This window comes from Ochrobactrum sp. PL_is501 (assembly GCF_055816895.1).
The window spans coordinates 78,591-103,631 of sequence record NZ_JBVPGR010000034.1; the positions used below are offsets into that span (position 1 = coordinate 78,591).

Sequence of the window (25,041 nt, forward strand, 5' to 3'; positions counted from 1 at the left end):
CGGACAAGTTTCAGTTACCGATAAGGATTTGGGTGATAAATCTTTGCTCATCGCAATCTGGGAGAAGCCGGTTTTCAGGCAAAGTGAAAAAATCCGCCCCTGGATTCCGCCCAATGCGCAGGCCAAACGATGTCCGATAGCCCAGCACGCAAAAAATATGCACTCACAACAGAGTGAAAATGGAGGAGAAAACTGTTCATGGATCGAAGAACATTTGCCATGTCGCTTGCAGGACTTGGAGCAATGCCCTTTGTCGTCAATGTAGCGTCGGCTGCTAACAAGGGAGGAGAAAGCGTGCTGGAACTTATGGGTGGAAGTATCACGGATGTACCTGGCATCAAGCTGGGTCATCATACGCTGACAAAGCGCCCGACCGGCTGCACGGTTCTTCTGTGCGAGGAAGGCGCTTCCGCGGGCGTTGATGTGCGTGGTTCTGCACCGGGTACACGCGAAACCGATCTGCTTGATCCGATCAATTATGTTCAACAGGTTCAGGCTATCCTGCTTTCCGGCGGCAGCGCCTATGGTCTCGCAGCCGCGACTGGCGTCATGCGTTATCTTGAAGAAAACAATCTCGGCTTCAAGATCGGAAAAGGCGTTGTTCCGATTGTACCGGCGGCAATTCTCATGGATTTGGGCGTCGGTGATTTTTCCGTCCGTCCCGATGAGGAAGCCGGCTATCTGGCATGCAAGGCGGCCAACGCCGAGGCATCCGCAGAAGGCAATGTTGGCGCTGGCGCTGGCGCGACTGTCGGCAAAATGTTCGACATGGATTACGCCATGAAGGGTGGTCTCGGTACGGCGAGCTACAAAGTGCCCGGCACTGAAATCGTGGTTGGCGCAATTGTCGCTGTCAATGCTGTCGGCGATGTCTATGCGCCGAATTCACGCCAGATTCTGGCTGGTGCGCGGAGCGAGGACGGCAAGGGCTTCCGTGACACGATGTCAGCCATTATGCAGGGCCATGGCGTTGTCAATTCGGGTGGAGCCAATACAACGATTGGTGCAATAGCGACCAATGTCCCGTTCGACAAGGCTCAACTCAAGAAGATCGCGGGCATGGCACATGACGGCTTTGCGCGCACGATCAATCCGATCCATACGATGTGGGACGGCGACACGATCTTCGCACTGTCCACAGGCAAAGCAACAGGCGTGGAAGCCGATGTCACTGCCATTGGTGCGATCGCCGCGACCGTCATGGCGGAAGCAGTGGCGCGCGCAGTCATCAACGCGGACAGCCTTAAGGACCTGAATCTGCCTGCATATAAGGATTATGCCGCGCAATAAGGTAATTTCTTCTGTAGTAATTCGACACCCGCAGAGACAGTCTTGGCGGGCTATAGAAGCATGTTCTTTGCAGGAGCGAATCCTTCTATAGTCCGCCCATGCCAATTCGACACTTAAGCGAAACCATCATTAACCAGATCGCGGCAGGGGAAGTCATTGAACGCCCCGCCAGCGTCATCAAGGAACTTGTCGAGAATGCCATCGACGCCGGTGCGACCCGTATTGAGGTCGTGACAGGCGGCGGCGGTAAGACATTGCTGCGTGTGACCGATAATGGTTCGGGAATTCCGGTCGATGAGCTTCCATTGGCAGTTTCCCGCCACTGCACCTCCAAACTTTCCGATGATGTGCACGATATTCGCGCACTTGGATTTCGTGGAGAAGCTCTCCCATCTATTGGCTCGGTGGCAAAACTGACCCTCAAATCCCGTCCGCAGGATGCGGACTCCGGTTTCGAAGTTTCGGTCTCCGGCGGACATCTCGATGGTCCCCGTCCTTCCGCGCTGAACCGCGGAACGATTGCCGAGGTGCGCGATCTTTTCTATGCGACACCGGCCCGTCTCAAATTCATGAAGACGGATCGTGCGGAAGCGTCAGCGATAACCGATGTCGTCAAGCGCATCGCGATTGCCTTTCCGCATGTCCGTTTCTCGCTTGCAGGCACCGACAGAACACCGCTGGAACTGGCTGCAACCGGTAGTGGCGCGGAAGCAACGCTTGAGCGTATCAATCAGGTTCTGGGAAAAGAATTCGGCGAAAACGCGCTTGCCATCGACGCCGAGCGTGACGGTGTGCGTCTGGCTGGGTTCGTCGGCATTCCCTCCCATAATCGCGGCAATGCCCTTCATCAGTTCGCCTATGTGAACGGTCGCCCAGTGCGTGACAAGCAACTTTTCGGCGCGCTGCGCGGGGCCTATGCAGATGTCATGGCGCGTGACCGCCATCCGGTTGCGGTCCTGTTCCTGACGCTGGACCCGGCATTGGTTGACGTCAATGTGCATCCCGCCAAGGCTGATGTGCGTTTTCGCGATCCGGGCCTCGTGCGCGGATTGATCGTTGGAGCGATCAAACAGGCACTCGCGCAATCGGGCATTCGGCCTGCAACCAGCGGTGCAGACGCCATGCTGCAAGCTTTCCGGGCGGAAGGGGTGCGGCCTTCCCCACCATCCTTCACTTCGCGTTCCGCTTCGACGGGTTATGCATCCGGGGCTTGGCGCCCCGCAACCTCCACAGCCAGAACCGAATGGTCGCCACAGACTGCACATCCTGCTCATAGACCGCTCGATCTGGGAGCATCATCATCTTTCCAGGAAAGTGAGCAGGCGATACTCGCCGCCATCAATATGCCTGCTGCGGATGCCCGCGCGACGCTTGAAGAAATACCGGCGGAACTCCAGCAAAAACCCCTTGGCGCCGCCCGAGCGCAGATCCATGCCAATTATATCGTATCCCAGACGGAAGACAGTCTCGTTATCGTGGACCAGCATGCAGCGCACGAACGCCTTGTTTACGAAGCGCTGAAAAACGCCCTGCATTCCCGTCCCATACCAGGTCAAATGCTGCTGATTCCCGAGATCGTGGATTTGCCTGAAGAAGACGCCGAACGGCTGGCAACCCACGCAGAAACACTTGCACGCTTTGGCCTTGGAATTGAGCAATTCGGGCCAGGTGCTATTGCGGTGCGTGAAACGCCTGCAATGCTGGGTGAAATGAACGTGCAGCAACTGATCCGCGATCTGTCTGACGAGATAGCGGAGCATGATACTTCCGATGGCTTGAAAGCCATGCTGAACCACGTGGCCGCAACCATGGCTTGCCACGGTTCCGTGCGTTCGGGACGACGGTTAAAACCTGAAGAAATGAATGCACTCCTGCGTGAAATGGAGGCAACTCCCGGCTCAGGCACCTGTAATCACGGGCGACCGACCTATATCGAACTGAAACTGACAGATATCGAACGGCTTTTTGGCAGGCGCTGATAGAATTGCCGCCAGGCAGCACAGGACGCTGCTGGACGCAATGCCCTGTGCTTGCTAGAGTCCTCAACAGAGGTTTAGACACATGAATAGATTTGAATCCCCCCGCTCGTCCGAAGCGGTTTTGCGCTATCTCGATGGTGATTATGAGATCGTCAAGCACGGCGCCTATGTCGCATGTGCGGTGACGGGTGCCCATATCCCGCTGGATGAGTTGAAATATTGGAGCGTCTCACGGCAGGAGCCTTATGCAACCGGCCTGATTTCTTTCGAGCGCGAGCTTGAAGTCAATCCTGAATTGCGCAGCCGCAAGAAGGCTTAAAATTTACTCATAATACGGCTTTTGAAACGCTCGATGACCGTATCCAGAATGCGGTGAAGAGCATCGCCGCGATCAAATTTAAGATCGACGTCGAGGACAGCGAGTTTCGCCAGAAATCCTGCGGGAACGCCGATCATCGTTGCCAGACGCACCTGATCTTTTGCCGTGGTAATCAGTCCCAATCCTTGTCGGCGAGCCGTATCGATCAGGCTGCGAATATCGTCCGCATCGAAACTGTGATGATCCGGGAACGAGCGAGTTTCAACAATCTCGCCGCCTGCTTCGGCAACGCTCGCATAGAATTTTTCGGGATTGCCAATGCCCGCAAATGCAAGCCAGCGATTGCCCGCCACAGGTGCGATAGAGGACGGCTCAAGCCTGGCTTCATAAATCGGCCTGCCGGCTCGCGCTGCCTGACGAATAACGAAATCAGCACCATCGCCCTTGCCTATGCGAAGCAAAGCGTCTGCCTTGCGCATCTGGTCTGTCAGTGGAGCCCGCAAGGGACCGGCCGGTATGACTCTGCCGTTGCCAATACCCCGCGCCGCATCCACCACCAGCAGCGAAAAATCGGCAAAAAGCCGAGCGCTCTGAAAGCCATCATCCATGATGATGAAATCACAGCCGAGTGTCTGTAAATGGTGAGCTGCTTTCAGTCGATCAGGACAGAGTGCTACCAACGCATGACGTGCTAGCAGGAGTGGTTCATCCCCAACGTAGCGAGCGCTATCCTGGGCGATATCAACGACGTGCAGTCCCTTATAGGCACCGCCATATCCACGCGAGACAATTCCGGGCCTAAACCCCCGCGCCTTTGCTCCTTCTGCGAAAGCAATTGCGGTCGGTGTTTTCCCCGCTCCGCCGACAGTAAAATTACCTATGCAAAGAACGGGCAAAGAAATCTTCGGTGGTTCAGCTTTCAGAAGCCGACGTCCAGCCACTGCGCCGTAAAGCCAGGCAGCAGGTGCCAATGACAAGGCGCGCCAATCAGGTTTTTCCCACCAGAATGGCGGCGCCTCGCTCGCCATGCTCAGAACCCGTCCGGCCGATAGGCTGCATCATTGCGGTTGCCCGGCAATTGTGCCTGCAAAATCAATGGTTGGATAAACGGCTCAAGTGTTACAAGCGTACGGTCCAGCGCGCCGCGCATATCCCTCACTGTATTCACCCCCGCATTGATCATTGCGCGAAGGTGCTGGGGATTATTGAACAGGAAATTGATCGCTCCCGCCAGCATGTTGCGATCCTTCACAATGCGCGCACCCCCGTTTTTGATGAGGCGCTGGAAGGATTCCCGGAAATTCTGGACGTTCCGCCCCGTTAGTACGGCAGTTCCCATCATTGCCGGTTCCAGCGGATTATGTCCGCCTTCCTTGGTCAGTGAATTACCAATAAACGCTATCTCGGTCAGTTGGAGATACAGCCCCATCTCTCCAATCGTGTCTCCCAACAGGATATCGGTGTCGGCTTCAATCAGCTCACTGGCGCTACGTCGCGCAACCTTCAGTCCCTTTTCAACCAGCATAGCCTCGATGGCTGGAGCGCGATCCGGATGACGCGGCACAATGATGGTAACAAGATGCGGATAGCGCACCTTCAGCATCTGATGGACTTCAGCCGCGATTGCTTCTTCTCCGTCGTGAGTGGAGATAGCGGCCCATGTCCGCCTTCCGGCGATCTGGCGTTGCAATGCGACCAACACCTGCGGATCAGCGGGCGGAGGGTTCGTGTCCACCTTGAGATTACCTGAAACACTCACGGGGCGCGCACCGAGCGCCCGAAAGCGATCTGCATCGAGTTCCGACTGCGCAACCACATAGGCAAAATTTTCAAAGAGCGCCTCCGCCAAAGCCGGCCTCTTCTGCCAGGAAGCAAAGGAACGATCGGACATGCGTCCATTGACCAGAACCTGCGGCGTATGCCGACTGCTGAGCGCAAGCACCGTTGCTGGCCAGACTTCGGACTCACAGCCAATAGCAAGGTCCGGTTTCCAGTGGTTGAGAAACTTGTTCAGCGCAGGCTGCAAATCCAGCGGCGCATATTGGTGGATAACCTTATGGCCTAGATGATCAGCGACAAATTTTGCCGAGGTCACGGTCCCCGTCGTCAACACGATATGAATACCGGTTGCCGCAATCCGCTCGATCAACGGCGCGATCGCAACGGTCTCTCCCACACTTGCCGCATGTGCCCAGATAACTGGTCCTTGCGGACGTATGATGGCAGATTTGCCGTAGCGCTCGCCGCGACGCAACCGTTCTTCCTTGCCGCGCGATGCGCGGTAGGCAATGTAAGGGCCCATGAAAGGATAAGCCGCAGAGCCGAGTGCACGGTAGGCAGACAAGATATTGCGCGCCCAGCGTTCGCTCATTTCGCTTTCTCCAACGCTGCATAGGCCTTGGTGGTCGCGTCGTTGAGTTGGCGCGTCAGCTCCATGCGTTTTTCTTCCAGTTGCGTTTCATCGGCATCAGCATCGACCCATACGTTTTCGCCACGTACGATAATCGAACGCCCAAAGGGCAGCGGAATCGTCGTCTTATCCCAAGACTTTTGCAGAACATGGTTCCGCGAGAAAGCATAAGCAACCGGTATTATCGGGCGACCGGACAATTTCGCCAATAAAATGATACCATCTCCGGCCTCACGCGCCTTGCCATGCGCGATGTCTGCAATTATCGACGCCGACTGACCTTTTTTTAGCGCATTCTTTAGTGTCAGAAGTGCACGCGCCCCACCCTTTTCTGGCTTGGAGCGCGAACCGCGTCCGCCGGAACCGCGCACTGTCAACAATCCAAGTTTTTCCGCAACGCGAGCGTTCAGCTCCGCATCGGCACTGCGCGAAAACATGGCGACCAGTTCAATTCCCTTGGGGCAGATGAACGGCCCCATAAGATGCTGTCCATGCCAAAAGGTCACAATGAAAGGATCATCCTTGCCAACGAGCGCTTGCGGATCGGCAGATTCCTTCAGACGTGAATTGGTGAGATAGACAAATTTGAAGTAGGCGGTGATCAGCCACACAAGTACGGATTTGACCACCGCAGACTGCGCCAGCGGCCCGCGAATGCGCCGCCAGAAGCGCTTCGCGAACCTTTGCTTCTTACGCCCGGCGTTCTGGCCCGGGCTATCTCCGCTGTGCATCCGGTATTGGCCGCAGCTTAGTCCGCCTTCAATGTCAAGCCTTCCGGGTCGAGCAACCGATGCAGGTGCACGATGAAATAGCGCATGTGAGCATTGTCTACCGTTTGCTGGGCTTTGGACTTCCACGCAGTCTTGGCCGTTTCATAATCCGGATAGATGCCGACAATATCGAGGTTTTCAAGATCACGGAATTCAACGGTGCCAAGTTTTTTCAACTCGCCGCCAAACACCAGATGAAGAAGCTGCTTTTTGTCGCCTTCGACGCTCATGACAATTATCCCTGAACAAATTTGGTTCGCGGCATGATTAACCCAAGGGTCAGCCCGCGACAACACTCAACATTTCTTGCAGAAGGTTCCCGCTGGCACCAACGAGAGCACCATGGCTCAACGTCGGACCACCATAAATGATCGGCAAGGCATCGCTCGTAAGGACCGCCCCACCCGACTCACTCAGAATCAGATCAGCTGCTGCCAGATCCCAATCATGCGAATTTGGCCGAATGAAGGTGCCGGCTATATCTCCTCGCGCCACCATCGCAATGCGATATGCGAGAGAAGGAACATATGGATGAATCTTTACCCGATCTCGCCAGCTTTCTGGCAACGCCGTTACCATATTGCGCGCTGACGCAATAACGATCTGCTCTCCAGGCCCCGGTAGGCTGGCGTGAATGGCGATACCGTTCTGCAAAGCACCGATTCCGTTACCGGCCTCAATCAGTTCCTTACGCGCCGGACATTCCAGAACGCCAGCCAAAGGGCGCCCATTCTCGACTATGGCGATGCTTACACACCATTGATCTTGTCCGGCAATAAATGCCCTCGTGCCATCAATGGGGTCGACCACAAACGCCCGACTGCGTTTTACAGCGGCCCGTTCATCGACAGTCTCTTCCGATATCCAGCCATAATCTGGCCGTGCATTCAAAAGGACACCCTTCAGATAGCGATCGACTGCGAGATCGGCTTCGCTGACCGGCGACATGCCGTCTTTCAGCCAAACCTCCGGAGACTGGCCGAAATAGCGCATCGCAATGCGACCAGCCTCGCGCGCAGCCTCACGCAGAAGCGCCAGATCGCTGGCAATCTCTTTATATTTGTCAGTTTCCGGCAAGGGTCATGCCTTCGATCACAAGCGTCGGTGCCGCCATCCCGAAGTTTCGGTCAATATCAGACGCTGGCGTCATATTGAGGAACATGTCCTTGAGATTAGAAGCAATCGTCACTTCGCTGACGGGATAGGTGACCTCGCCGTTTTCAATCCAGAACCCCGATGCCCCACGGCTATACTGGCCGGTAATCATGTCCACGCCCTGCCCGAACACCTCTGTCATGTAAAAGCCAGTGCCGACAGCGCGAATTAATTCTTCAGCTGTCTGCAAACCCGGCTCAATGGCAAAATTGGTGGATGCAGGTGAAACACCAGAACCGGAGCGAACGCCACGCCCATTGCCTTGCAGACCAAGTTCACGAGCGCTCGAACCTGAAAGCAGCCAATGATTGAGAACACCGTCCTCGACCATCGTCAAGGGCTGCCCCTCAATCCCTTCACCGTCGAACGGACGCGAAGACGAACCGCGCACACGCAAAGGATTATCGGTAACATTTATACCGCGCTTCAGAATCTGTTTTCCAAAACCGTCGCGAAGAAAGCTCGTCTTTCGCGCGACCGAAGCACCGTTGATCGCACTTGCGAGATGTCCCGCAATGCCGCGCGCAAGGCGCGGATCAAAGACGACTGTAACGGGCCCGGTCTTTGCCTGACGCGCGCCCAACCGCCTCACTGCGCGTTCGCCAGCACGACGGCCTATGTCCTCGGGTGTATCGAGATCAGCAAAATGCAGACGCGAACTGAAATCGTAATCGCGCTCCATTTTTGTACCTTCACCCGCAATAGCCGAAACCGATCGTCCGAAGCGCGTTGCAGCGTAGTGCCCTGAAAACCCCGTGGACGTGACCAGCACCAGCCCTCCCAGACTGCGTGAAGCGCCAGCCCCTCCTGAATTCGTTACGCCGTTGACCGCCAGCGCCGCCGCTTCCGTTGCAAGCGCGTCCTGGGTGAGGCGCTCGGAATCAATCTCTATTGGGTCAAAGAGATCAAGGTCACGAGGCGAAGCCACAAGCAGGGATGGATCGGCAAGTTGCTCATAAGGATCTTCCGGCGCAACCCGCGCCATGGCCACAGCCCGCTCTGCAAGACGGTCAGGATCGGCGCCCGCGTTGGCTGAAACACTAGCAATGCGGCGGCCAACAAAAACACGCAAGGCGAAATCGTCGCTTTCCGACGATTCGGTTCCCTCGACCTTGCCTAATCTCACCGAGACGCTAACAGACCGCGCCCGCATCACAACCGCGTCAGCGTGATCGGCACCAGCTCGTTTTGCTGCAGCTACGAGAAAGGCTGCCCGATCAACAAGATTATCCGCCGAACTATCTGAAATCATTATACAATCCGAGCTTCCCAAGCACATCACGGCTCAACCGGGCACCGCAACTTTCGGCGAGGGAGAAACCGGGACTTGTTAAAAAATATCGTCAAACTGTTCGACAATGGGCTGATTACAGCCATATCTTGTTTCTATATTGCCGAAATCAAAGGGCTTCAAGGCAAGCCCTTCCACATTTCTCCAAATTCCAAGAGCTTGGCATGGTTGCAACCGGCGGAAATCTCTATCTACAGTGTCTGATGATTTTGGGCGGCGCCATTATAGCCGCGCCGCTGTTCAAGCGATTAGGGCTTGGCACGGTCCTCGGTTATCTTGCCGCCGGCATTACGATCGGCCCTGTAGCCAGCCTCATCGCCGATGGTGAGGAATTTCTACACTTTTCCGAACTTGGCGTTGTGTTCCTTCTCTTTATTATCGGGCTGGAGTTGAAGCCGTCGCGACTTTGGGCGCTTCGCCACTCGATTTTCGGGCTTGGCACCGCACAGGTTCTGCTTTGCGGAGCCGCCTTGACCGCCCTCGGCATCTACTTCGCTAGCCTCAGTCCGCAGGCAGGCGTTATCATTGGTTTCGGCCTTGCACTCTCTTCCACGGCATTTGCCATGCAGGTTCTGGAAGACCGGGCCGAAACAAACCAGAAGCACGGCCAGCGGGCTTTTTCGATTCTGCTGTTTCAGGATCTCGCTATCGTGCCAATCCTTGCCATAATTCCGGCACTCTCTCCGAACGAGCCTTCACAAGCAAGCGCCGGGTTCCATCTCGCCACGGCTATCGCGGCCATCGCAGCGCTGGTCGTTGCGGGACGCTATCTTATTAACCCGATGTTCCGCATTATCGCCAACACCGGCGCTCGCGAAGTAATGATTGCAGCAGCACTCTTCGTTGTATTGGGATCGGCCAGTTTGCTGCAAGCCGCCGGATTGTCGATGGCCATGGGTGCGTTCATTGCAGGCGTTCTGCTTGCAGAGTCCTCCTATCGGCACGAACTTGAAGCGGACATTGAACCTTTTCGCGGCATTTTTCTTGGACTGTTCTTCGTTGCGGTTGGCTTGTCGCTAAACCTCACGGTGATCCTGCAGTACTGGAAGATCATTCTTCTTGCGGTGCCCATCTTCATGGCAACCAAGATCGCCATCATTTATCTACTATGCCGTATCTTCCGGTCCAGCCATAACGATGCGGTGCGGATTGCCTTTCTTCTTCCGCAGGGAGGCGAATTTGCTTTCGTTCTGTTCTCTGCGGCCTCGGCTGCAGCCATCATTTCAAGTGCTCTCGGTTCCGAGCTTGTGGCCGCTGTCACCGTATCCATGGCTCTCACGCCGCTTTCCGTGGCGATCGGATCGAAGCTGCTGATCAAGGACAAGACTATCGACGTCATTGAGGAAAACTACGAGGGCGCAGGTTCTGACGTTTTGATGATCGGCTTTTCGCGATACGGCCAGATTGCCTCACAGATTCTTCTTGCAGGCGGTATCGACGTAACCGTGATTGACAGTTCGCCAAACCGTGTTCGTGCAGCCGGGAAATTCGGTTTCCGCATTTACTTTGGCGATGGCACCCGCAAGGACGTGCTGGAAGCCGCTGGAATTCGAAAAGCAAAGATTGTCGCCGTCTGTACACACAAAAAGGAAACGACCAACCACATCGTCAATCTCATACAGTCAGAATATCCGGATGTACGGCTGTTCGTTCGCTCCTATGACCGCGAGCATACGTTGCAATTGAGGGCTCAGGGCGTTGAATACGAACTGCGAGAAACCTTTGAGTCCGGTCTCCTTTTCGGTCAACGGACGCTCGAAGGTCTTGGCATGGCCGAAGCGCAAGCTTACGGAATTCGCGAAGACGTCCGTCAGCGCGACGAAGATCGGCTCCACGTGCAGGCATCCGAAGGAATCCTGGCGGGTCGTCACCTGTTGTTCAACAAGCCGGTCACACCAGAACCTCTGGTGAAGCCCACCCGCGAAGGTCAGCGTATCGACAAGGGTACGGACGATATCCTGTCTGCTTCACCGTCAACCGACACGGTCGGATCCCCGATCCCGGCGGAATAGCAAACAGTTAGAGCGGCTCCGACGGTTTCGTAAAAGCAGGAACCGCTCCAGGAAGCCGATAAATTCAAGTTGCAAGAATTGAATTTATCGGCACCACTTTTCCCTCGACCGCCAGTTCTATGGCGCGCTTCAATTCGTCACGAATGTCGGCGCTCTGCTGCAGGATTTGCTCGAACTTCAGAAAATCGAGCAGTCCAATTCGTTCAACGTTGGGACGGATGAAAACATGCGGCGGGCGAATGCGGAATTTATTCTCGATGATAGAGCACATCGTGAGCTGGTTTGCACCGATCACCGCCTCAAATGTGGTTGGCATGTAGTCGTCTGGTCCAACCGGGGTCCCGACAACATCAATGCCAATAACGATATCAGCCTCGTCGAATAGCAAATCGAAGGGAACGGGATTGAGCAAGCCGCCATCGACCAGAATACGACCATTCCGGCGTACCGGTGCGAAAACGGGCGGGATGGCGCAGGATGCCGCGATCGCGGATCGCAGATCGCCGTCGCGAATATGAATCTCCCGAGCGGCGTGAAAGTCTGCCGCTGTGATACTCATGGGAATTTTCAGCTCTTCCACATTGGTGGGCAGGCTCGCAGGCAGAAAAACGTCCAGCACCTTCTCGATATTGAACTGGCTAACACGCAGCCCCCCCTTGAGCAATTCTACCCAACGCGCTGGACGGGTCTGCCACACGCGCCTTGCGACTTCCGAGCGGCGATTGAAAATCGCCGCCATATAGTCGTGAATTTCCCGGCCGGTCATGCCACTGGCCATTCCGGCCCCTACGATGGAGCCGATTGAAGAACCCGCGATGGCAACCGGCTTAATGCCCAGTTCGTCAAGCACCTCAACAATATGGATATGGGCAATGCCGCGTGCCCCACCACCGCCGAAAGCGACGGCTATTCGGGGGGAAGACGGAATTGCCTTTTCCAAGTTGGCACCTTTCAGCTTTGGGCTGGACCGTAGATCAGAATAGCTGGTTCTGCTTCAAGCAGCTTCTTGGCAATGGCTTTCACCTGATCCAGCGTCACTGCATCAATCAGTTGCGAACGCTTGTCGATATAATCGCGCTGGAGTTCGGCTTCCTGCAAGCTTACGAGCGTTTCGGCGATTGCCGCAGAAGAATCCAGATTGTTGACGGCATAGGATCCCTTGAGGAAGCTCTTGGCTGCGGCCAGCTCCGCTTCTGTCGGACCATCGGCAGCCATCGCGGCAACCTGTTCACGGATGATTTTCAGCGATTCCTGCGCCTTGTCGGGTCGGGTTGCTGTCGAAATCATCAATGCTGAAACATGGTCGCGCATAACCATGGATGAGGAGACCGAATAGGCAAGGCCACGCTTTTCACGCACCTCGGCATAAAGACGCGAGGTGAAGCCACCACCCAGAATATGGTTCATCAAATAGGCAGCGAAGAACTCGGGGTCCTTGCGCGGGATAGCCGGATAGACGAAGCTGATCGAGGTCTGCGGCATATCAAAATTGAGGCTGGTGGTTGTACCCAGCGCCAATTTTGCATCAGGCACGGGAACCAGTTCGGCCGTTGCCGGCAGTTCACCGAATACCTTATCGAGCAGTCCACCGAGATCTTTGGCGCTGATAGCCCCCACGACGCCGATTGTCAGGCGGTCCCGCGCAAAGTTCTTGCGATGAAAATTCACCAGCTCGTCGCGTGTGATCGATTGTAGCGACTTCACGGTGCCGTCGTTGGGACGTGCATATGGATGATTGCCATAAAGAACTTCGGAAAACTTGCGCGATGCGATCGTCGAAGGGTCGCGTTGCGAAGCTTCGATGCTGGCAACGACCTGCTGGCGAATACGGTCAACGGCATCCTGATCAAAGCGCGGCTTGTTGACTGCAAGGGCAAGCAGACTGGTTACTGTATCGCGATTTTCGGCAAGCATGCGAATACCGCCTGAAACCGAATCCTGCGTCGCGGAAAAGCTCATTTCCGCGCCCAGATTATCCATCCGTTCCTGAAACGCATCCGATTTCAGATCGCCCGCGCCTTCGTCGAAAAGACCCGTCATCAGATTAGCCAACCCTTCCTTGCCGGAAGGGTCCTGCGATGTGCCGCCCTTGAACGAAAACCGCATCGAAATAAGTGGGACCGAGTCATCCTCTACCAACCAGGCATGAATGCCTTTTGGCGAAACAACTTCCTGAATTTCGATGGCCCGTGCGGGCAAAGCGCACACGACCAACAACGTCATAGTCGCCACGTACAGGCCCAAAGCGGACCGGGCATGGCGAGACTCAAAAACACGTTTGAAGTTCAGCATGAGAATGTTCTTCACTGGATCGCTCCTCCCGCCCCGTTGCCGCCTACGCCTTCAGCGGATGCATTCGGGTTCTCGCGAGCACTTTGCGGCTCCGCATTTGGTGGAAGCAGGTAACTTGTTACCGATTGGTCTTTAACGAGATAACGTGTCGCCACATCCTTGATCTGGTCGACGGTAACACTCTTGATGACCTCCGGCCATTTCTGGACGTCGTCAACCGTTTGTCCCACCGATAACGATGAGCCATAGATCCTTGACATACCCGCCTGGCTATCGCGCGCAAAGATAACTGCTTTCAGGAAGCGATTGCGAGCCTGATCAAGCTCGGCCTGACTGACGCCATCCTTGATGATCCGCGCGACTTCGGCTTCCACGGCCTTTTCGACATCGCCGAGTGTAGCACCATTGCGCGGCGCACCATAAACGGAGAACGTACCGTCATCGAGCGCGTCGCCGCCATAGCTCGCTCCCGTATTGGCGGCGATACCCTGTTTGACGATCAGTTCCTGGTAAAGACGCGAGCGCAATGAACCTCCCAGAATTTCACTCAGGAGATCCAGAGCGGGAGCATCGCCCGCCTTCACATTCGGAAACCGCTTTTCATTCGCGTAGGATGGCACCAGCCAGGACACACGGAATGAGGGCGTGCTGACGCGTTCGTCGTGCAGCGTCACAACGCGGGCCGCATGCTTCGCAGGCTCCTGCGGGCGCTCTCGCGGCAGGACTTCGGCGCGTTTTGGTACCTTTGCCCAGGTTTTTAGTGTCAGTTCGCGTACGCGCTCAGGTGAAACATCTCCGGCAATAATAAGCGTCGCGTTGTTCGGCGTGTAATATTGCTGATAAAAATCGATAGCGTTCTTGAGGCTCAGCTTTTCCATCTCCTGCTGCCAGCCGATGACCGGCTTGCGGTAGGGATGGTTATAGAAAAGAACGGCGTCGGTGTTTTCCATGAGCATGGACGCAGGGTTCGAGTCGACCCGCATGCGGCGCTCTTCCAGAATAACGTCCCGTTCTGTTTTCACGGCCTCTTCGTTCAGGATCAGATTTTCCATCCGGTCCGACTCGAATTGCATTACCATTTCGAGGGCTTCGGGCGATACGCGCTGAAAATAAGCCGTATAATCGTAGGAGGTGAACGCATTTTCCTGCCCCCCGATGGAGGCAACTTTCGCGGAGAATTCACCTGCCGGATGATTTTTCGTTCCCTTGAACATCAGGTGCTCAAGGAAGTGCGCAATGCCCGAAACACCGGGCGCTTCATCCGCCGACCCCACGTGATACCAGATCATCTGGGTCACGACCGGAGCGCGATGATCCGGGATAACCACCACTTCCAGGCCGTTTGGCAAAGAAAAATGACTGACACCGTCTGACTGGGTAATTTTGGGCAGGGTTTCCTGCTCGACAGCTGATGCGGACGTTGTTGCCGGTTGTGCTTCGGCTGGAGCGGGCTGGTTGTCCGCCCGGACAGCACCGCTTGCCAACGGCAATACCATTACGAAACCCAGGGCGGTGGACAATAGCAAGCGCCGGAGTGAGGGGTTATTCACCAAGCGACATCTCCAATCGGTTTCATTACTACCCGGTCATTCCGGCAGCATATCAACTTTCATGCGGACGGGATCGTCCGCTCATTCAACTGGGGGCTTTGCATTGGATCAACCGAACGATTGTGCCCCCATAGTTACGCTCTTCCAGGACAACGAATCGTTCACCCAGTTCCAACGCCGCTTCACCATCTTCTTCAAGCACCAAAAGTGCGTCAGGATTAAGCCAACCGCCTTGGAGTGCTGACAAAAATGCCTTTTCCCCCATGCGTCGTCCGTAAGGGGGATCAGCAAAGACCAGATCGAACGGCTCCATCGTACCGACGATACCCAACTGGCAGGCATCGCGCCGCAAAATCTTGGTGTGCCCCTGAAGACCGAAGGCCTCGATGTTCTGGCGCAGCAATCCTCGTCCTTCGGCAGATTCTTCCACGAAGGTCGCGTAGCGGGCGCCTCGCGACAAGGCCTCCAGTCCAAGCGCACCGGTACCCGCAAACAGGTCGAGCACGCGGGCGCCCTCCACCTTATCGGGGAACTTGTGCGCAAGAATGTTGAACAGGCTCTCGCGGGTGCGGTCGGTGGTAGGACGAATAGCGTTGGTCGAGGGCGTTACGAGCGCACGCCCACGAAACTTACCGCCGACGATCCGCACCGCCGCCTCCACTTCTGCCACCGCCTGACTTGCCGCCACCCGGTTTTCCGCCTGGCTTGCCACCCGGCTTATTTCCGGGGTCGCGACGCGGACCATCATCAAAATTGCGGGACTTGCCGCCGGGGCCACTGCTGCGTGGGCCTGAACGCGTATCGCGGTCGGAAGCGCCAAACCGGCCTTCTCCACGCGGCCCACCCGGTTTACCGGATTTGCGCCCCTCAAAGCCACCCTTGCCACGTTCTGCGCTCCGCCCCTCTGCATCACGCAATTCTGCACGCTCGCGCTTGCCGGGGCGGCGCTCCTTGCGTCCATCCTCACGAGGCTCGCGGCGCGCCTCTTCCGAGCGATTTGCATCAGGACGCGAAGGACGTGCATCCTTGTCAAAGCGGCCTTCAGGACGCTTGCTGAAGCGACGTTCGCCTCCTTCTTCGCGCCCTTGGTCCTCATCACCAACCCGGCGCGGACGCATCTGCAGATCACCACTGAACTTCGCCGACCGATGCGGAAGCTGATGCTCGACACGCGCCGGCTTTGCAGCTGCCTTTTCACCCTTCGGGCGTGCGCCCGGAGCCATCCAGACATTGGCATTTCCGCGACGACGCGGCTCGACTTTTTCAGTCTTGTCTTCGCGTCCGCGGCGACGATCCCCCGTGCTGGAAATCCATTCGCGCTCACGCGGCTGACGGCGACGTTCGCCTTCCTGACCTGGTTCGCCTTCTTCCATTTCGCGGCGTGTGCGCCCTTGCACCGCCGTATTGGAAAATTCATTCAAAACCGGCGCATCGAAATCTGCTCCGGCTTCCTCGATAAGCTTGTCACCGAGCTGATCCCGCAGGATACGCCCCTTGATTTCGCGCACCGCGCCTTCTTCAAGGTCTCCGAGCTGAAACGGGCCGAACGAAACGCGGATAAGCCGGCCGACCGTAAGCCCCAGTGCGCCGAGAATGTTCTTTACTTCGCGGTTTTTGCCTTCGCGCAGTCCGATGGAAATCCAGACATTGGCGCCTTGAACACGTTCAAGTTCAGCTTCCACGCTGCCATAGAACACGCCATCCACGGCAATGCCGTTCTTCAGATCATCCAGCTGTTGCTGAGTGACCTTGCCGTGAGCACGCACGCGATAGCGGCGAAGCCATCCGGTGGACGGCAACTCAAGGACACGAGACAACCCGCCATCATTGGTCAGCAGCAGAAGCCCCTCGGTATTGATATCGAGCCGCCCAACCGACAGCACGCGAGGCATTTCCGCAGGCAGCGCCTCAAAGACCGTTGGGCGACCTTCCGGATCACGATTTGTCGTCACGAGCCCGGCTGGCTTATGATAAAGCCAGAGACGGGTGCGTTCGGCCTGCTTCAATGGCTTGCCGTCGACCGTAATGACATCGGTACGTTTCACATTGATTGCCGGACTTTCCAGTACCTTGCCATTTACTGCGATACGTCCGGCCGCGATCATCGTTTCAGCTTCGCGCCGCGATGCTATTCCAACGCGAGCAAGACGCTTGGCGATGCGTTCACTCGTCTCTTCCTGACCCTCAACATCGCGCGGCCCGAATTTGCGCGACTTGTCGCGCCCGGCATCATCGCGGCGCTGACGGCCTTCGCGGTCTTTGTCACGGTCTGGTCGCCCGGGACGGTCGGAGCGTCCTCCACGGCCATGCGGACGCTTGCCGTCCTTGTTGTCGTCGTCTTTAGTCATCTGATATGGCCTTTCAGCAGCGCTGCCGTGTCACCTTACACCTTTAATGACAGGCAAGGGACAGCCGGAAACAGGAACGCCGTATAAATCCGTTCGCAAATCGGTTTCGATTTCGAGAAATATGCAGTAACAAATCACTCCATGGCTTGCGAGCGAAATTTCTGAAAGAATGCACGAAGTGGAACAGGCGTGAAAAAGCGTGCCGAAGCCATGAACCGGAATGTGGCAGCTCCAATGGAGGTCGCGCTAGCAGAAGCGCGAGCTGCCAGTGCGCGCGGTGAGGTCCCCATTGGTGCGGTCATCGTGCATCAGGGCTCGATCATCGCACAGGCGGGCAACCGCACACGAGAATTCAACGACGTAACCGCTCACGCTGAAGTGCTTGCAATCCGCGAAGCGGGTCTGGCGCTGCGATCGGAACGACTTGTCGATTGCGATCTCTATGTAACGCTGGAGCCGTGTGCGATGTGTGCGGCCGCCATTTCTTTCGCCCGCATACGTCGCCTCTATTACGGCGCTTCCGATCCGAAAGGGGGAGGCATAGAATATGGGCCGCGCTTTTACACGCAGCCCACCTGTCATCATGTACCGGAAGTTTATGCAGGCTTCTCCGAAGGCGAAGCCCAGGCGATCCTTAGGGATTTCTTTCGAGAGAAACGCTGAACGGTTCAGTTCAACACTTTCCGGCCGGTCATATAACGCAACGTGTCATCCCCTAGCGCGAAATGATGGACAAGCGCCATCAGAACGTGCCCGGCAATAACGGCCAGCAAAATCCATCCCAGCAAACCGTGCAACGCGTTGCCGGGAGCAGTCAGAACCGCATTTTGCACGCCTGTCTGTTCGAAAATCTGGATGCCAAGAAACGCGAAGCCTCGCCCACTGCCATATGTACGCAGCAGAGCCACCGCTGGAACTGTGAACATCAGTCCATAAATTGCAAGATGACCCAACAGAGCGAGCTTTCCGGCAAGGCTTTGCTTATGCGGACGGCGGTGAATATTCAACAATCCCCAGATACCGCGCAGCAGGACAAGCATCAGAAGCACAAAACCGAGCTGGTGATGCGCAGACCAGAAAAAATTATAAACTGCCGTATTCTTGGCAAAGATACGAAGAAGGGCAGACATAAACTGCCATAGAAACAATAAAGCCATTGACCAATGGAACACTCTGCTGAGCAGCCCATATCCATTACGACTATCTAAAAAATTATTCACATTGCTCATATAATCAAACCTTACACCTAGAGCTAATATGATACGATCTATTGAAAATTGATCTTTGATTGAAATCAAATAAACGTCAGAAGAACATTACAAAAATTTAACAATAGAGCGAGCATGATAAAATGCACATTCTATAACGAAGAGATACCGGCCTACAGACTAACCAAGCACCCCTTATTCGAACTGAATCAAATCGCCGCGGCATTACTCTCAAATACAAAAAGCCGCAGATTAATTGCTGCGGCTTTTCTGGGAATACCAATTCAGTATTAGTTCCAGGGCAGATAATCGCGCCATCCCTTGGACTTGCCGGACGCCTTCTTGCGCTCGCGTTCCTTCTGGGCCTCATCTGTACCCAGCTCACCCACAGCAGCGGTTGATGCAGGCTGGCGGTAAGCAAGCGGCGGCTCGCTGAGATAGCGGCGCGTCGTGGAAGACCCCTGAACCTGCTGTTGGCGCGCTGCCTTGTAGGCTGCAACCTTTGCCGGATCGAATGTCGGCGTGCGGGATTCATAGTCTTCGCGGCGGCTATTGCCGCGGGGCAATGCCGCCTGGATATTGGACGCTACCGGCACATCCTGAACGACCGGAGATACGAAATTCGGATCATCGCGGTTCGCGGTAATCTCGTCCCGGAGGCGTTTGCGGCGCTGTTCCGGTGATTCCGGCCAATTCGGATCGCTAGCGCTGGCAACACTTTGTTGAGGCGCAGGCAGCTGGCCCTTGTCACCCGGAGCCGGGCGGACCAGATCAGGACGCGGCTTGTAGTCAATCCGCTCTTTCTTGTTCTTACCCTGTCCGAAGCTCGCCAGATTCGACACATCGTCAAAGAGCTGCGCTCCTGCCGTTTTGTCGGTTCCATAGGTTGGCGAAGACACACAGCCAGATAGCGAAACTCCCGCTATGGCTGTCATAAGCACCAGAACTCGTCCTTCAATCTTCATTAGCGCCACTTCTTTTACGCCTGCCGGTTTTATCTTCACCAAGATTTGCTCAGACGAGCCTTGACTGAAAAAACCGGCAACTCCAAGGCAGATCTTGAAATTATCCGAGGACTGCCTTGTACATGAGTGCAACCCATGCGGCAATCCGATGTTAACCGCTATTTCACCATGTTCGAAGGGAAGTTTGCAACCCCGTTTCTAAAGCTCCCGGCACGCGAAATGCCGAGAGCAACTTCGTGCGAATGCGATCAAACCTCAAGCTTGCCCAGAGCCTTGAGCTCGCGAAGCGCCATCGCGTCCCGCGCCGACACCTCGGGAAACTCGGGATCGGAGCCGACATCCGTCGTATAACGCCATGAGCGGGCGCATTTTTCGCCCTCAGCGCGTGCAGGCACAACGGCCACACCTTTTACATCGCCGAGCGTGAAGGCATCGTCAGGCGCGTTGGCATCGCTCAGCGAAATGCCGCTTGTGATGCAGATTTCCGCAAAATCGAGACCCTCGAGCGAATCGGTCAGGCTCTTGTCGGAAATGTAGACAACCGGAGAAGCTTCCAGCGACGATCCGATGCGCTTGTCGGCACGTTCCAGTTCAAGAGCACCCGTGACGACACGGCGCACCGCGCGCACCTTGCGCCACTTTTCAGCCAGCACGTCGTCGCGCCATTCGGCTGGCGTCGGGCGGAACTGTTCGGCATGGACCGAAACCGACTGCGGATAACGGTCGAGCCATGCTTCTTCCATGGTGAAAGGCAGCATGGGCGCAAGCCATGTCGTCAGGCGGTCGAAGATTTCGCGCACGGTCTGCAACGCGGCCTTGCGGCGAACGCTTGACGGCGCATCGCAATAAAGCGCGTCCTTGCGGATATCGAAATAGAAGGCCGACAGCTCGACATTCATGAAATCGATCAGCGCACGGGCAATGCGCTTGAAGTCGAACGCGTCATAACCGGAACGGACAACTTCATCCAGCTCGGTCAGACGATGCAGCATCAGGCGTTCCAGTTCCGGCAGATCGGCATAAGCGACGTTTTCGCCTTCATCATGCGCCAGTGTGCCTAGCATCCAGCGGATGGTGTTGCGCAGCTTGCGGTAGGCGTCGATATTGGTCTGGATGATGCTCTTGCCGAGGCGTTGATCTTCCCAATAATCGGTCGTCATGACCCACAGACGCAAAATATCCGCGCCGGATTCCTTGATGACGTCCTGCGGGGTCACCGTATTGCCGAGAGACTTCGACATCTTCTTGCCATGCTCGTCCATGGTGAAGCCATGGGTCACAACGGCATTGTACGGCGCGCGACCCCGCGTACCACAGCTTTCCAGAAGTGAGGAATGGAACCAGCCGCGATGCTGGTCGGAACCTTCGAGATACACGTCCGCCGGCCATTTCATGTCCGGGCGATCTTCCAGCGTGAAAGTGTGGGTCGAACCGGAGTCGAACCACACGTCGAGGATGTCGCGTACCTGCACCCACGCCTCACCGGCGCGGCTGCCGAGGAAACGTTCACGCGCGCCTTCAGCGAACCATGCGTCCGCACCTTCGGCCTCGAAAGCATCGAGAATGCGCTTGTTGACGGCATCGTCCAGGAGAATATTGCCCTCGTCGTCCGCGAAGACGCAGATCGGCACACCCCATGCGCGCTGGCGCGACAGCACCCAGTCCGGGCGGCCTTCGATCATCGAGCGCAGGCGCGTCTGACCGGCAGCCGGGACGAAACGCGTATCGTCGATCGCCTTCAGCGCACGCGAACGCAGTGTGGTGCCGTCGCCGAGGTTCTTGTCCATATAGACGAACCATTGCGGTGTGTTGCGGAAGATGACCTGTTTCTTTGAGCGCCACGAATGCGGATAGGAGTGCTTCAGGCGACCGCGGGCGAAGAGCTTGTCACGGGCGATCAACTGATCCATGACGGATTTGTTGGCATCACCCTTCTTGCCGTTGTCGTCGATAACACGTGCAGGACCGCCTTCGCGGTCCGGACCGAAGCCCGGCGCGTCCTTGGTATAAAAGCCGGCATCGTCAACGGGGAACGGGATGGCGACATCGATACCGCGCGCTTCCAACTCACGGACATTGTTCATCCAGGCTTCAAAGTCTTCACGACCATGGCTCGGCGCAGTGTGCACGAAACCGGTACCGGCATCGTCGGTGACATGATCGCCGTCGAGCATGGGTACAACGAACTCATAACCGCCGCCAAAGCCCTTCAACGGATGGTCGAGCACAACCTTGCCAAGCTCATCGGACGAAATGCTGCGCAGGCGCTTGAACTGAAGCTTTGCCTTGGCGAAGCTTTCTTCGGCCAGCTTGTCGGCAAAGATAAGCTTTTCGCCGGGACGCGGGCCGAAGTCGTTCTCGGCTTCGGTCACTTCGTAAAGTCCATATTCAATCCGCGAGGAATAGGACACAGCCCGATTGCCGGGAATGGTCCATGGAGTGGTCGTCCAGATCACCACGGCGCTGCCAAAGAGATCGTTCTGACCAGCCACCGGGAACTTGACCCAGATCATATCCGACTCGACGTCGTGATATTCGACTTCGGCTTCGGCAAGTGCCGTGCGCTCGACGACCGACCACATCACCGGTTTGGAGCCACGATAAAGCTGGCCGGAAGCGGCAAACTTCAGCAATTCGCCCGCAATGCGCGACTCGGCATGGAAGTTCATTGTCGTGTACGGGTTTTCAAAGTCGCCCAGGATGGCGAGGCGTTTGAATTCTTCCGTCTGGACCTTGATCCAGCTGGCGGCGAATTCCCGACATTCCCTACGGAATTCGTTGATCGGCACCTCATCCTTGTTCTTGCCTTCGGCGCGATATTTCTCCTCGATCTTCCACTCGATCGGCAGGCCATGGCAATCCCAGCCCGGAACGTAGTTCGAGTTATATCCGCGCATCTGGAAGGAGCGCGTGATGACATCCTTGAGAATTTTGTTCAGCGCATGGCCGATATGGATATTACCGTTGGCGTAAGGAGGACCATCGTGAAGCACATAAAGCGGGCGATCCTTCGCCTGTTCACGCAACTTCTTATAGAGGTTCATGCCCTCCCAGCGCTCGACGAAAAGCGGCTCGCGTTGCGGAAGCCCGGCGCGCATCGGAAATTCTGTCTGCGGAAGATAAAGAGTTTTGGAATAATCGATTTTGGTCGTCTCAGTCATGAGGGTATTCGCCTGTGAAGCCCCGGCCAGAGATGGCGGGCATGTGGATCAAAGAAAACAGGGGACTGTAGAGCACAGCCGGTCGCTCCCGGACCTCCGCGCCACATATTGCCTGGCAAAACAGCCGTTCAGGCAAAGCGGGAGGCCGGGCCAATAATTCGTATGGCCGTCATGATAAGCCGAAAATCCGTCATCATGGGCACGCTTTTAGCAATGAGCTTCGCAGGAATAAAGAGGTTTGAGGGGCAAAGACGCAATAAAACTGCATCCCTGCCCCTGAAAAGGTTTACATAAACGCCGTTGAGGTCAGTCCAACGAGAAATCGAAACGATAAGTCGCCGACACGCCGACCATAAACTGATCCCGCGAGCCGCGCTCCTTGACGATGCTCGAATCCTTCGCCGATCCTTGCAAGCGGTTGTACTCTCCGAACAGGCTGGTATCGACCTTGTCAGTCGCCTTCCAGGTGATCGCGCCACCCACGCCAGCCGACTTGAAGCCGCTCCCCGGCTTGTATTCTGAAAGTCCCGACGCCGCAGCCTCTTCGGCATCAACGCCGAAATAAGTCTTGAAATAGTCTTTCGAGGCGAAAGTCGCACGCGGGCCGCCCGACACGCGAACGGTCGGGGTCACGTCATAGAACGCGTCGGCAGCAATATCCGCTACGACGCCGTTGTGCGCACGGATACCATGGCGCACTTCGCCGCGCACACGCAGCCAGTCAGTCGGATAAACGTCAACGAACGCACCGGCTTCGCCGCCAAACTTCGTGTCCTTCAGGCCATGAATATCGTCATTGCGTTCGAAGAGAAGCTTGCCAGCGAGCCCCGCACGGAAGCGATCATTGTCAATCAAAGCGAAGGACACGTTGTCATTTCGCGATGAAAAGCGCGTCGCTTCTCCCTGTCGGCCAAGCGAGATCAACGGCTGGGCAGAAAAGCGATACTTGTTTGAACCTTCGAATTTTGGAGCAACAAGACCAGCCGCACCAACCTTGAGATACCAGTCACCGGACCAAAAATGCTTGCGGGCCGGCTGCGCCGCTTCCGCAGCATAAATATCCGTCTGCTGAACGTCTGCGGAAAAAGCAAACGGGCTGCTCATTAGAAATGCGGCACCTGCAACGAGCGCCAGAGAAACAATACGTGCCACATTAAACTCCAACAAAAAGCGCCCCAGCTAGTATTGAGGCATTTATCACTTTTGGTCAAAAATAAGTAAAATTTGATTTAAATTTTAAGTGGAAAACAGGAGCAAGACTTCGCTTCACGCGAAAGAAAGCAGGCGGTCCAGTTCAGACAGCGGCTTCGCCCCGGCAAGAAGAGCTCGCGCCTCAGCATCATCCCGCTTCATCTGATCAATAAGCGGGTCAAGGCCATCGAACTTGATCTCGCTGCGGAGATAGCCGAAGAACGAGACGCAAGCAGTCTCGCCATAAAGATCGCCGGAGAAATCGAAGAGAAAGGTTTCAAGAAGCGGCATACCGTCACTATCCACCGTGGGGCGACGACCAAAACTTGCGACTCCATCGTGCAAGTCGCCATTTTCGCGCCTGAACCTGACAGCATAGATGCCGTGTTTCAGGCCCGCCTGCGCATCTATTTTCATATTGGCGGTTGGAAATCCAAGCGTGCGCCCAAGCTTTTGGCCGTGAATGACCTCACCACACACCATATAGCGATAACCAAGAAGTCCTGCCGCCTGGGCGACATCGCCTTCGCACAACAGGTTTCTTATGCGAGTCGACGAAACCAGATTGGCACCTTCATCTGTAAATGCATCGACCAGCGTAACCGTAAATCCGGCAAATTCTCCCGCCTTTTGAAGAAACTCCGGCGTTCCGCGCCGTCCTTTGCCGAAATGAAAATCATAGCCGGTGACAACACAGCTCGCATGCAGCCTTTCCACCAGAATGTGTTCGACAAAATCTTCCGCCGAACGGGACGAAAACTCAGCCGTGAAAGGCTGCTCCACGACGGCGTCGAACCCAAGAAGGCGTAATATGTCCGCCTTCTTTGCAGCCGCAGTCAAACGATCAACCGGCGCGTCGGGCTTGAAAAAGCTGCGAGGGTGCGGCTCGAAAGTGAGAACCACAGCTGGCAAGCCGCTTCTTTCCGCGATTTCCAACGCACGTTCGAGAACAGCCTGATGGCCGCGATGGACTCCATCGAAATTGCCAATCGCCACCACACAATTTTGCAGGCGTTCAGGCAAGGAATCCGTTCCAGAAAGGCGCTGAAAGCTGGATTTGATCATCTTTGTCTGGTCTTCGATTGGTCGTAAGAGGTTGC

At 56.0% G+C, this 25,041-nt stretch carries 20 protein-coding genes and 1 pseudogene; 5 read left to right on the plus strand and 16 right to left on the minus strand.

Annotated elements, in window-relative coordinates; genetic code table 11:
- Positions 1 to 198 precede the first annotated feature (198 nt).
- The 3 genes from AC0TOF_RS10430 (at position 199) to AC0TOF_RS10440 (ending at position 3,588) form a co-directional block, all read left to right on the plus strand.
- Positions 199 to 1,290, plus strand: a complete 1,092-nt coding sequence (locus AC0TOF_RS10430; protein ID WP_473768184.1) for a P1 family peptidase — start codon at positions 199 to 201, stop codon at positions 1,288 to 1,290.
- Between the two features lie 98 nt (positions 1,291 to 1,388).
- Positions 1,389 to 3,269, plus strand: coding sequence for a DNA mismatch repair endonuclease MutL (gene mutL, locus AC0TOF_RS10435; RefSeq protein ID WP_473768185.1), 1,881 nt, complete (start codon positions 1,389 to 1,391; stop codon positions 3,267 to 3,269).
- A gap of 82 nt (positions 3,270 to 3,351) precedes the next feature.
- On the plus strand, positions 3,352 to 3,588 hold the full coding sequence (locus AC0TOF_RS10440; protein WP_473768186.1) for a DUF2093 domain-containing protein: 237 nt from the start codon (positions 3,352 to 3,354) through the stop codon (positions 3,586 to 3,588).
- On the opposite strand, the gene lpxK is transcribed toward AC0TOF_RS10440, so the two are convergent.
- The 6 genes from lpxK to AC0TOF_RS10470 are packed head-to-tail and all read right to left on the minus strand — an operon-like array spanning position 3,585 to position 9,175.
- Entirely contained in the window at positions 3,585 to 4,616 is a 1,032-nt protein-coding gene (gene lpxK, locus AC0TOF_RS10445; protein ID WP_473768187.1) for a tetraacyldisaccharide 4'-kinase, read from the minus strand. The genes AC0TOF_RS10440 and lpxK overlap by 4 nt on opposite strands.
- A 2-nt stretch (positions 4,617 to 4,618) precedes the next feature.
- Positions 4,619 to 5,959 (minus strand): lipid IV(A) 3-deoxy-D-manno-octulosonic acid transferase, encoded by a 1,341-nt coding sequence (gene waaA / locus AC0TOF_RS10450; RefSeq protein WP_473768188.1) that lies wholly within the window; start codon positions 5,957 to 5,959, stop codon positions 4,619 to 4,621.
- On the minus strand, positions 5,956 to 6,729 hold the full coding sequence (locus tag AC0TOF_RS10455) for a lysophospholipid acyltransferase family protein (RefSeq protein WP_473768301.1): 774 nt from the start codon (positions 6,727 to 6,729) through the stop codon (positions 5,956 to 5,958). Before AC0TOF_RS10455 ends, waaA begins: the two co-directional genes overlap by 4 nt.
- Positions 6,730 to 6,746: 17 nt before the next feature.
- Entirely contained in the window at positions 6,747 to 6,998 is a 252-nt protein-coding gene (locus AC0TOF_RS10460) for a DUF4170 domain-containing protein (RefSeq protein WP_473768189.1), read from the minus strand.
- Between the two features lie 49 nt (positions 6,999 to 7,047).
- Complete coding sequence (locus AC0TOF_RS10465) at positions 7,048 to 7,845, minus strand: 3'(2'),5'-bisphosphate nucleotidase CysQ (protein WP_473768190.1); 798 nt, start codon at positions 7,843 to 7,845, stop codon at positions 7,048 to 7,050.
- On the minus strand, positions 7,832 to 9,175 hold the full coding sequence (locus tag AC0TOF_RS10470) for a TldD/PmbA family protein (RefSeq protein WP_473768191.1): 1,344 nt from the start codon (positions 9,173 to 9,175) through the stop codon (positions 7,832 to 7,834). The genes AC0TOF_RS10465 and AC0TOF_RS10470 overlap by 14 nt, the downstream gene beginning before the upstream one ends.
- Before the next feature lie 203 nt (positions 9,176 to 9,378).
- Between AC0TOF_RS10470 and AC0TOF_RS10475 the strand changes: the two genes are divergently transcribed.
- A complete protein-coding gene (locus AC0TOF_RS10475) occupies positions 9,379 to 11,226 on the plus strand; it encodes a monovalent cation:proton antiporter-2 (CPA2) family protein (protein ID WP_473768192.1) in 1,848 nt (615 codons plus the stop codon).
- A gap of 64 nt (positions 11,227 to 11,290) precedes the next feature.
- Here the strand turns inward: AC0TOF_RS10475 and AC0TOF_RS10480 are convergent, their stop codons facing one another.
- The 5 genes and pseudogenes from AC0TOF_RS10480 to AC0TOF_RS10500 all read right to left on the minus strand — a co-directional run bounded on the left by AC0TOF_RS10480 (position 11,291) and on the right by AC0TOF_RS10500 (position 17,464).
- Positions 11,291 to 12,166, minus strand: a complete 876-nt coding sequence (locus AC0TOF_RS10480) for a patatin-like phospholipase family protein (RefSeq protein ID WP_473768193.1) — start codon at positions 12,164 to 12,166, stop codon at positions 11,291 to 11,293.
- 11 nt (positions 12,167 to 12,177) lie between these two features.
- Positions 12,178 to 13,518, minus strand: a complete 1,341-nt coding sequence (locus AC0TOF_RS10485; protein ID WP_473768302.1) for a M16 family metallopeptidase — start codon at positions 13,516 to 13,518, stop codon at positions 12,178 to 12,180.
- A gap of 11 nt (positions 13,519 to 13,529) precedes the next feature.
- Positions 13,530 to 15,068: a M16 family metallopeptidase gene (locus AC0TOF_RS10490; protein ID WP_473768303.1), complete on the minus strand. Its 1,539-nt coding sequence runs from the start codon at positions 15,066 to 15,068 to the stop codon at positions 13,530 to 13,532.
- Between the two features lie 85 nt (positions 15,069 to 15,153).
- Positions 15,154 to 15,717, minus strand: coding sequence for a 16S rRNA (guanine(966)-N(2))-methyltransferase RsmD (rsmD, locus tag AC0TOF_RS10495; RefSeq protein ID WP_473768304.1), 564 nt, complete (start codon positions 15,715 to 15,717; stop codon positions 15,154 to 15,156).
- Positions 15,698 to 17,464: pseudogene (locus tag AC0TOF_RS10500) on the minus strand (pseudouridine synthase). Before AC0TOF_RS10500 ends, rsmD begins: the two are co-directional and overlap by 20 nt.
- A gap of 162 nt (positions 17,465 to 17,626) precedes the next feature.
- Between AC0TOF_RS10500 and AC0TOF_RS10505 the strand changes: the two are divergent.
- Entirely contained in the window at positions 17,627 to 18,079 is a 453-nt protein-coding gene (locus tag AC0TOF_RS10505) for a nucleoside deaminase (RefSeq protein ID WP_473768305.1), read from the plus strand.
- A gap of 5 nt (positions 18,080 to 18,084) precedes the next feature.
- Here AC0TOF_RS10505 and AC0TOF_RS10510 read toward each other — a convergent pair whose 3' ends face one another.
- The 5 genes from AC0TOF_RS10510 to AC0TOF_RS10530 form a co-directional block, all read right to left on the minus strand.
- Entirely contained in the window at positions 18,085 to 18,645 is a 561-nt protein-coding gene (locus AC0TOF_RS10510) for a cytochrome b (RefSeq protein ID WP_473768194.1), read from the minus strand.
- A 269-nt stretch (positions 18,646 to 18,914) separates the two neighbouring features.
- Positions 18,915 to 19,589: a hypothetical protein gene (locus AC0TOF_RS10515; RefSeq protein WP_473768195.1), complete on the minus strand. Its 675-nt coding sequence runs from the start codon at positions 19,587 to 19,589 to the stop codon at positions 18,915 to 18,917.
- Between the two features lie 248 nt (positions 19,590 to 19,837).
- Complete coding sequence (ileS, locus tag AC0TOF_RS10520) at positions 19,838 to 22,750, minus strand: isoleucine--tRNA ligase (protein ID WP_473768196.1); 2,913 nt, start codon at positions 22,748 to 22,750, stop codon at positions 19,838 to 19,840.
- A gap of 306 nt (positions 22,751 to 23,056) precedes the next feature.
- Positions 23,057 to 23,854: a MipA/OmpV family protein gene (locus tag AC0TOF_RS10525; protein WP_473768306.1), complete on the minus strand. Its 798-nt coding sequence runs from the start codon at positions 23,852 to 23,854 to the stop codon at positions 23,057 to 23,059.
- 162 nt (positions 23,855 to 24,016) lie between these two features.
- Positions 24,017 to 25,006 (minus strand): bifunctional riboflavin kinase/FAD synthetase, encoded by a 990-nt coding sequence (locus tag AC0TOF_RS10530; protein WP_473768197.1) that lies wholly within the window; start codon positions 25,004 to 25,006, stop codon positions 24,017 to 24,019.
- Between the last annotated feature and the right edge of the window lie 35 nt (positions 25,007 to 25,041).

Excerpts from the sequence above, each read along its gene's own strand:
- AC0TOF_RS10440 (WP_473768186.1), top strand. The coding sequence starts at position 3,352 with ATGAATAGATTTGAATCCCCCCGCTCGTCCGAAGCGGTTTTGCGCTAT.
- waaA (WP_473768188.1), bottom strand. The coding sequence starts at position 5,959 with ATGAGCGAACGCTGGGCGCGCAATATCTTGTCTGCCTACCGTGCACTC.
- AC0TOF_RS10505 (WP_473768305.1), top strand. The coding sequence starts at position 17,627 with ATGAACCGGAATGTGGCAGCTCCAATGGAGGTCGCGCTAGCAGAAGCG.
- ileS (WP_473768196.1), bottom strand. The coding sequence starts at position 22,750 with ATGACTGAGACGACCAAAATCGATTATTCCAAAACTCTTTATCTTCCG.
- AC0TOF_RS10525 (WP_473768306.1), bottom strand. The coding sequence starts at position 23,854 with ATGAGCAGCCCGTTTGCTTTTTCCGCAGACGTTCAGCAGACGGATATT.
- AC0TOF_RS10485 (WP_473768302.1), bottom strand. The coding sequence starts at position 13,518 with ATGCTGAACTTCAAACGTGTTTTTGAGTCTCGCCATGCCCGGTCCGCT.
- AC0TOF_RS10515 (WP_473768195.1), bottom strand. The coding sequence starts at position 19,589 with ATGAAGATTGAAGGACGAGTTCTGGTGCTTATGACAGCCATAGCGGGA.
- lpxK (WP_473768187.1), bottom strand. The coding sequence starts at position 4,616 with ATGGCGAGCGAGGCGCCGCCATTCTGGTGGGAAAAACCTGATTGGCGC.
- AC0TOF_RS10530 (WP_473768197.1), bottom strand. The coding sequence starts at position 25,006 with ATGATCAAATCCAGCTTTCAGCGCCTTTCTGGAACGGATTCCTTGCCT.
- AC0TOF_RS10430 (WP_473768184.1), top strand. The coding sequence starts at position 199 with ATGGATCGAAGAACATTTGCCATGTCGCTTGCAGGACTTGGAGCAATG.
- AC0TOF_RS10475 (WP_473768192.1), top strand. The coding sequence starts at position 9,379 with ATGGTTGCAACCGGCGGAAATCTCTATCTACAGTGTCTGATGATTTTG.
- AC0TOF_RS10470 (WP_473768191.1), bottom strand. The coding sequence starts at position 9,175 with ATGATTTCAGATAGTTCGGCGGATAATCTTGTTGATCGGGCAGCCTTT.
- AC0TOF_RS10455 (WP_473768301.1), bottom strand. The coding sequence starts at position 6,729 with ATGCACAGCGGAGATAGCCCGGGCCAGAACGCCGGGCGTAAGAAGCAA.
- AC0TOF_RS10460 (WP_473768189.1), bottom strand. The coding sequence starts at position 6,998 with ATGAGCGTCGAAGGCGACAAAAAGCAGCTTCTTCATCTGGTGTTTGGC.
- AC0TOF_RS10510 (WP_473768194.1), bottom strand. The coding sequence starts at position 18,645 with ATGAGCAATGTGAATAATTTTTTAGATAGTCGTAATGGATATGGGCTG.
- mutL (WP_473768185.1), top strand. The coding sequence starts at position 1,389 with ATGCCAATTCGACACTTAAGCGAAACCATCATTAACCAGATCGCGGCA.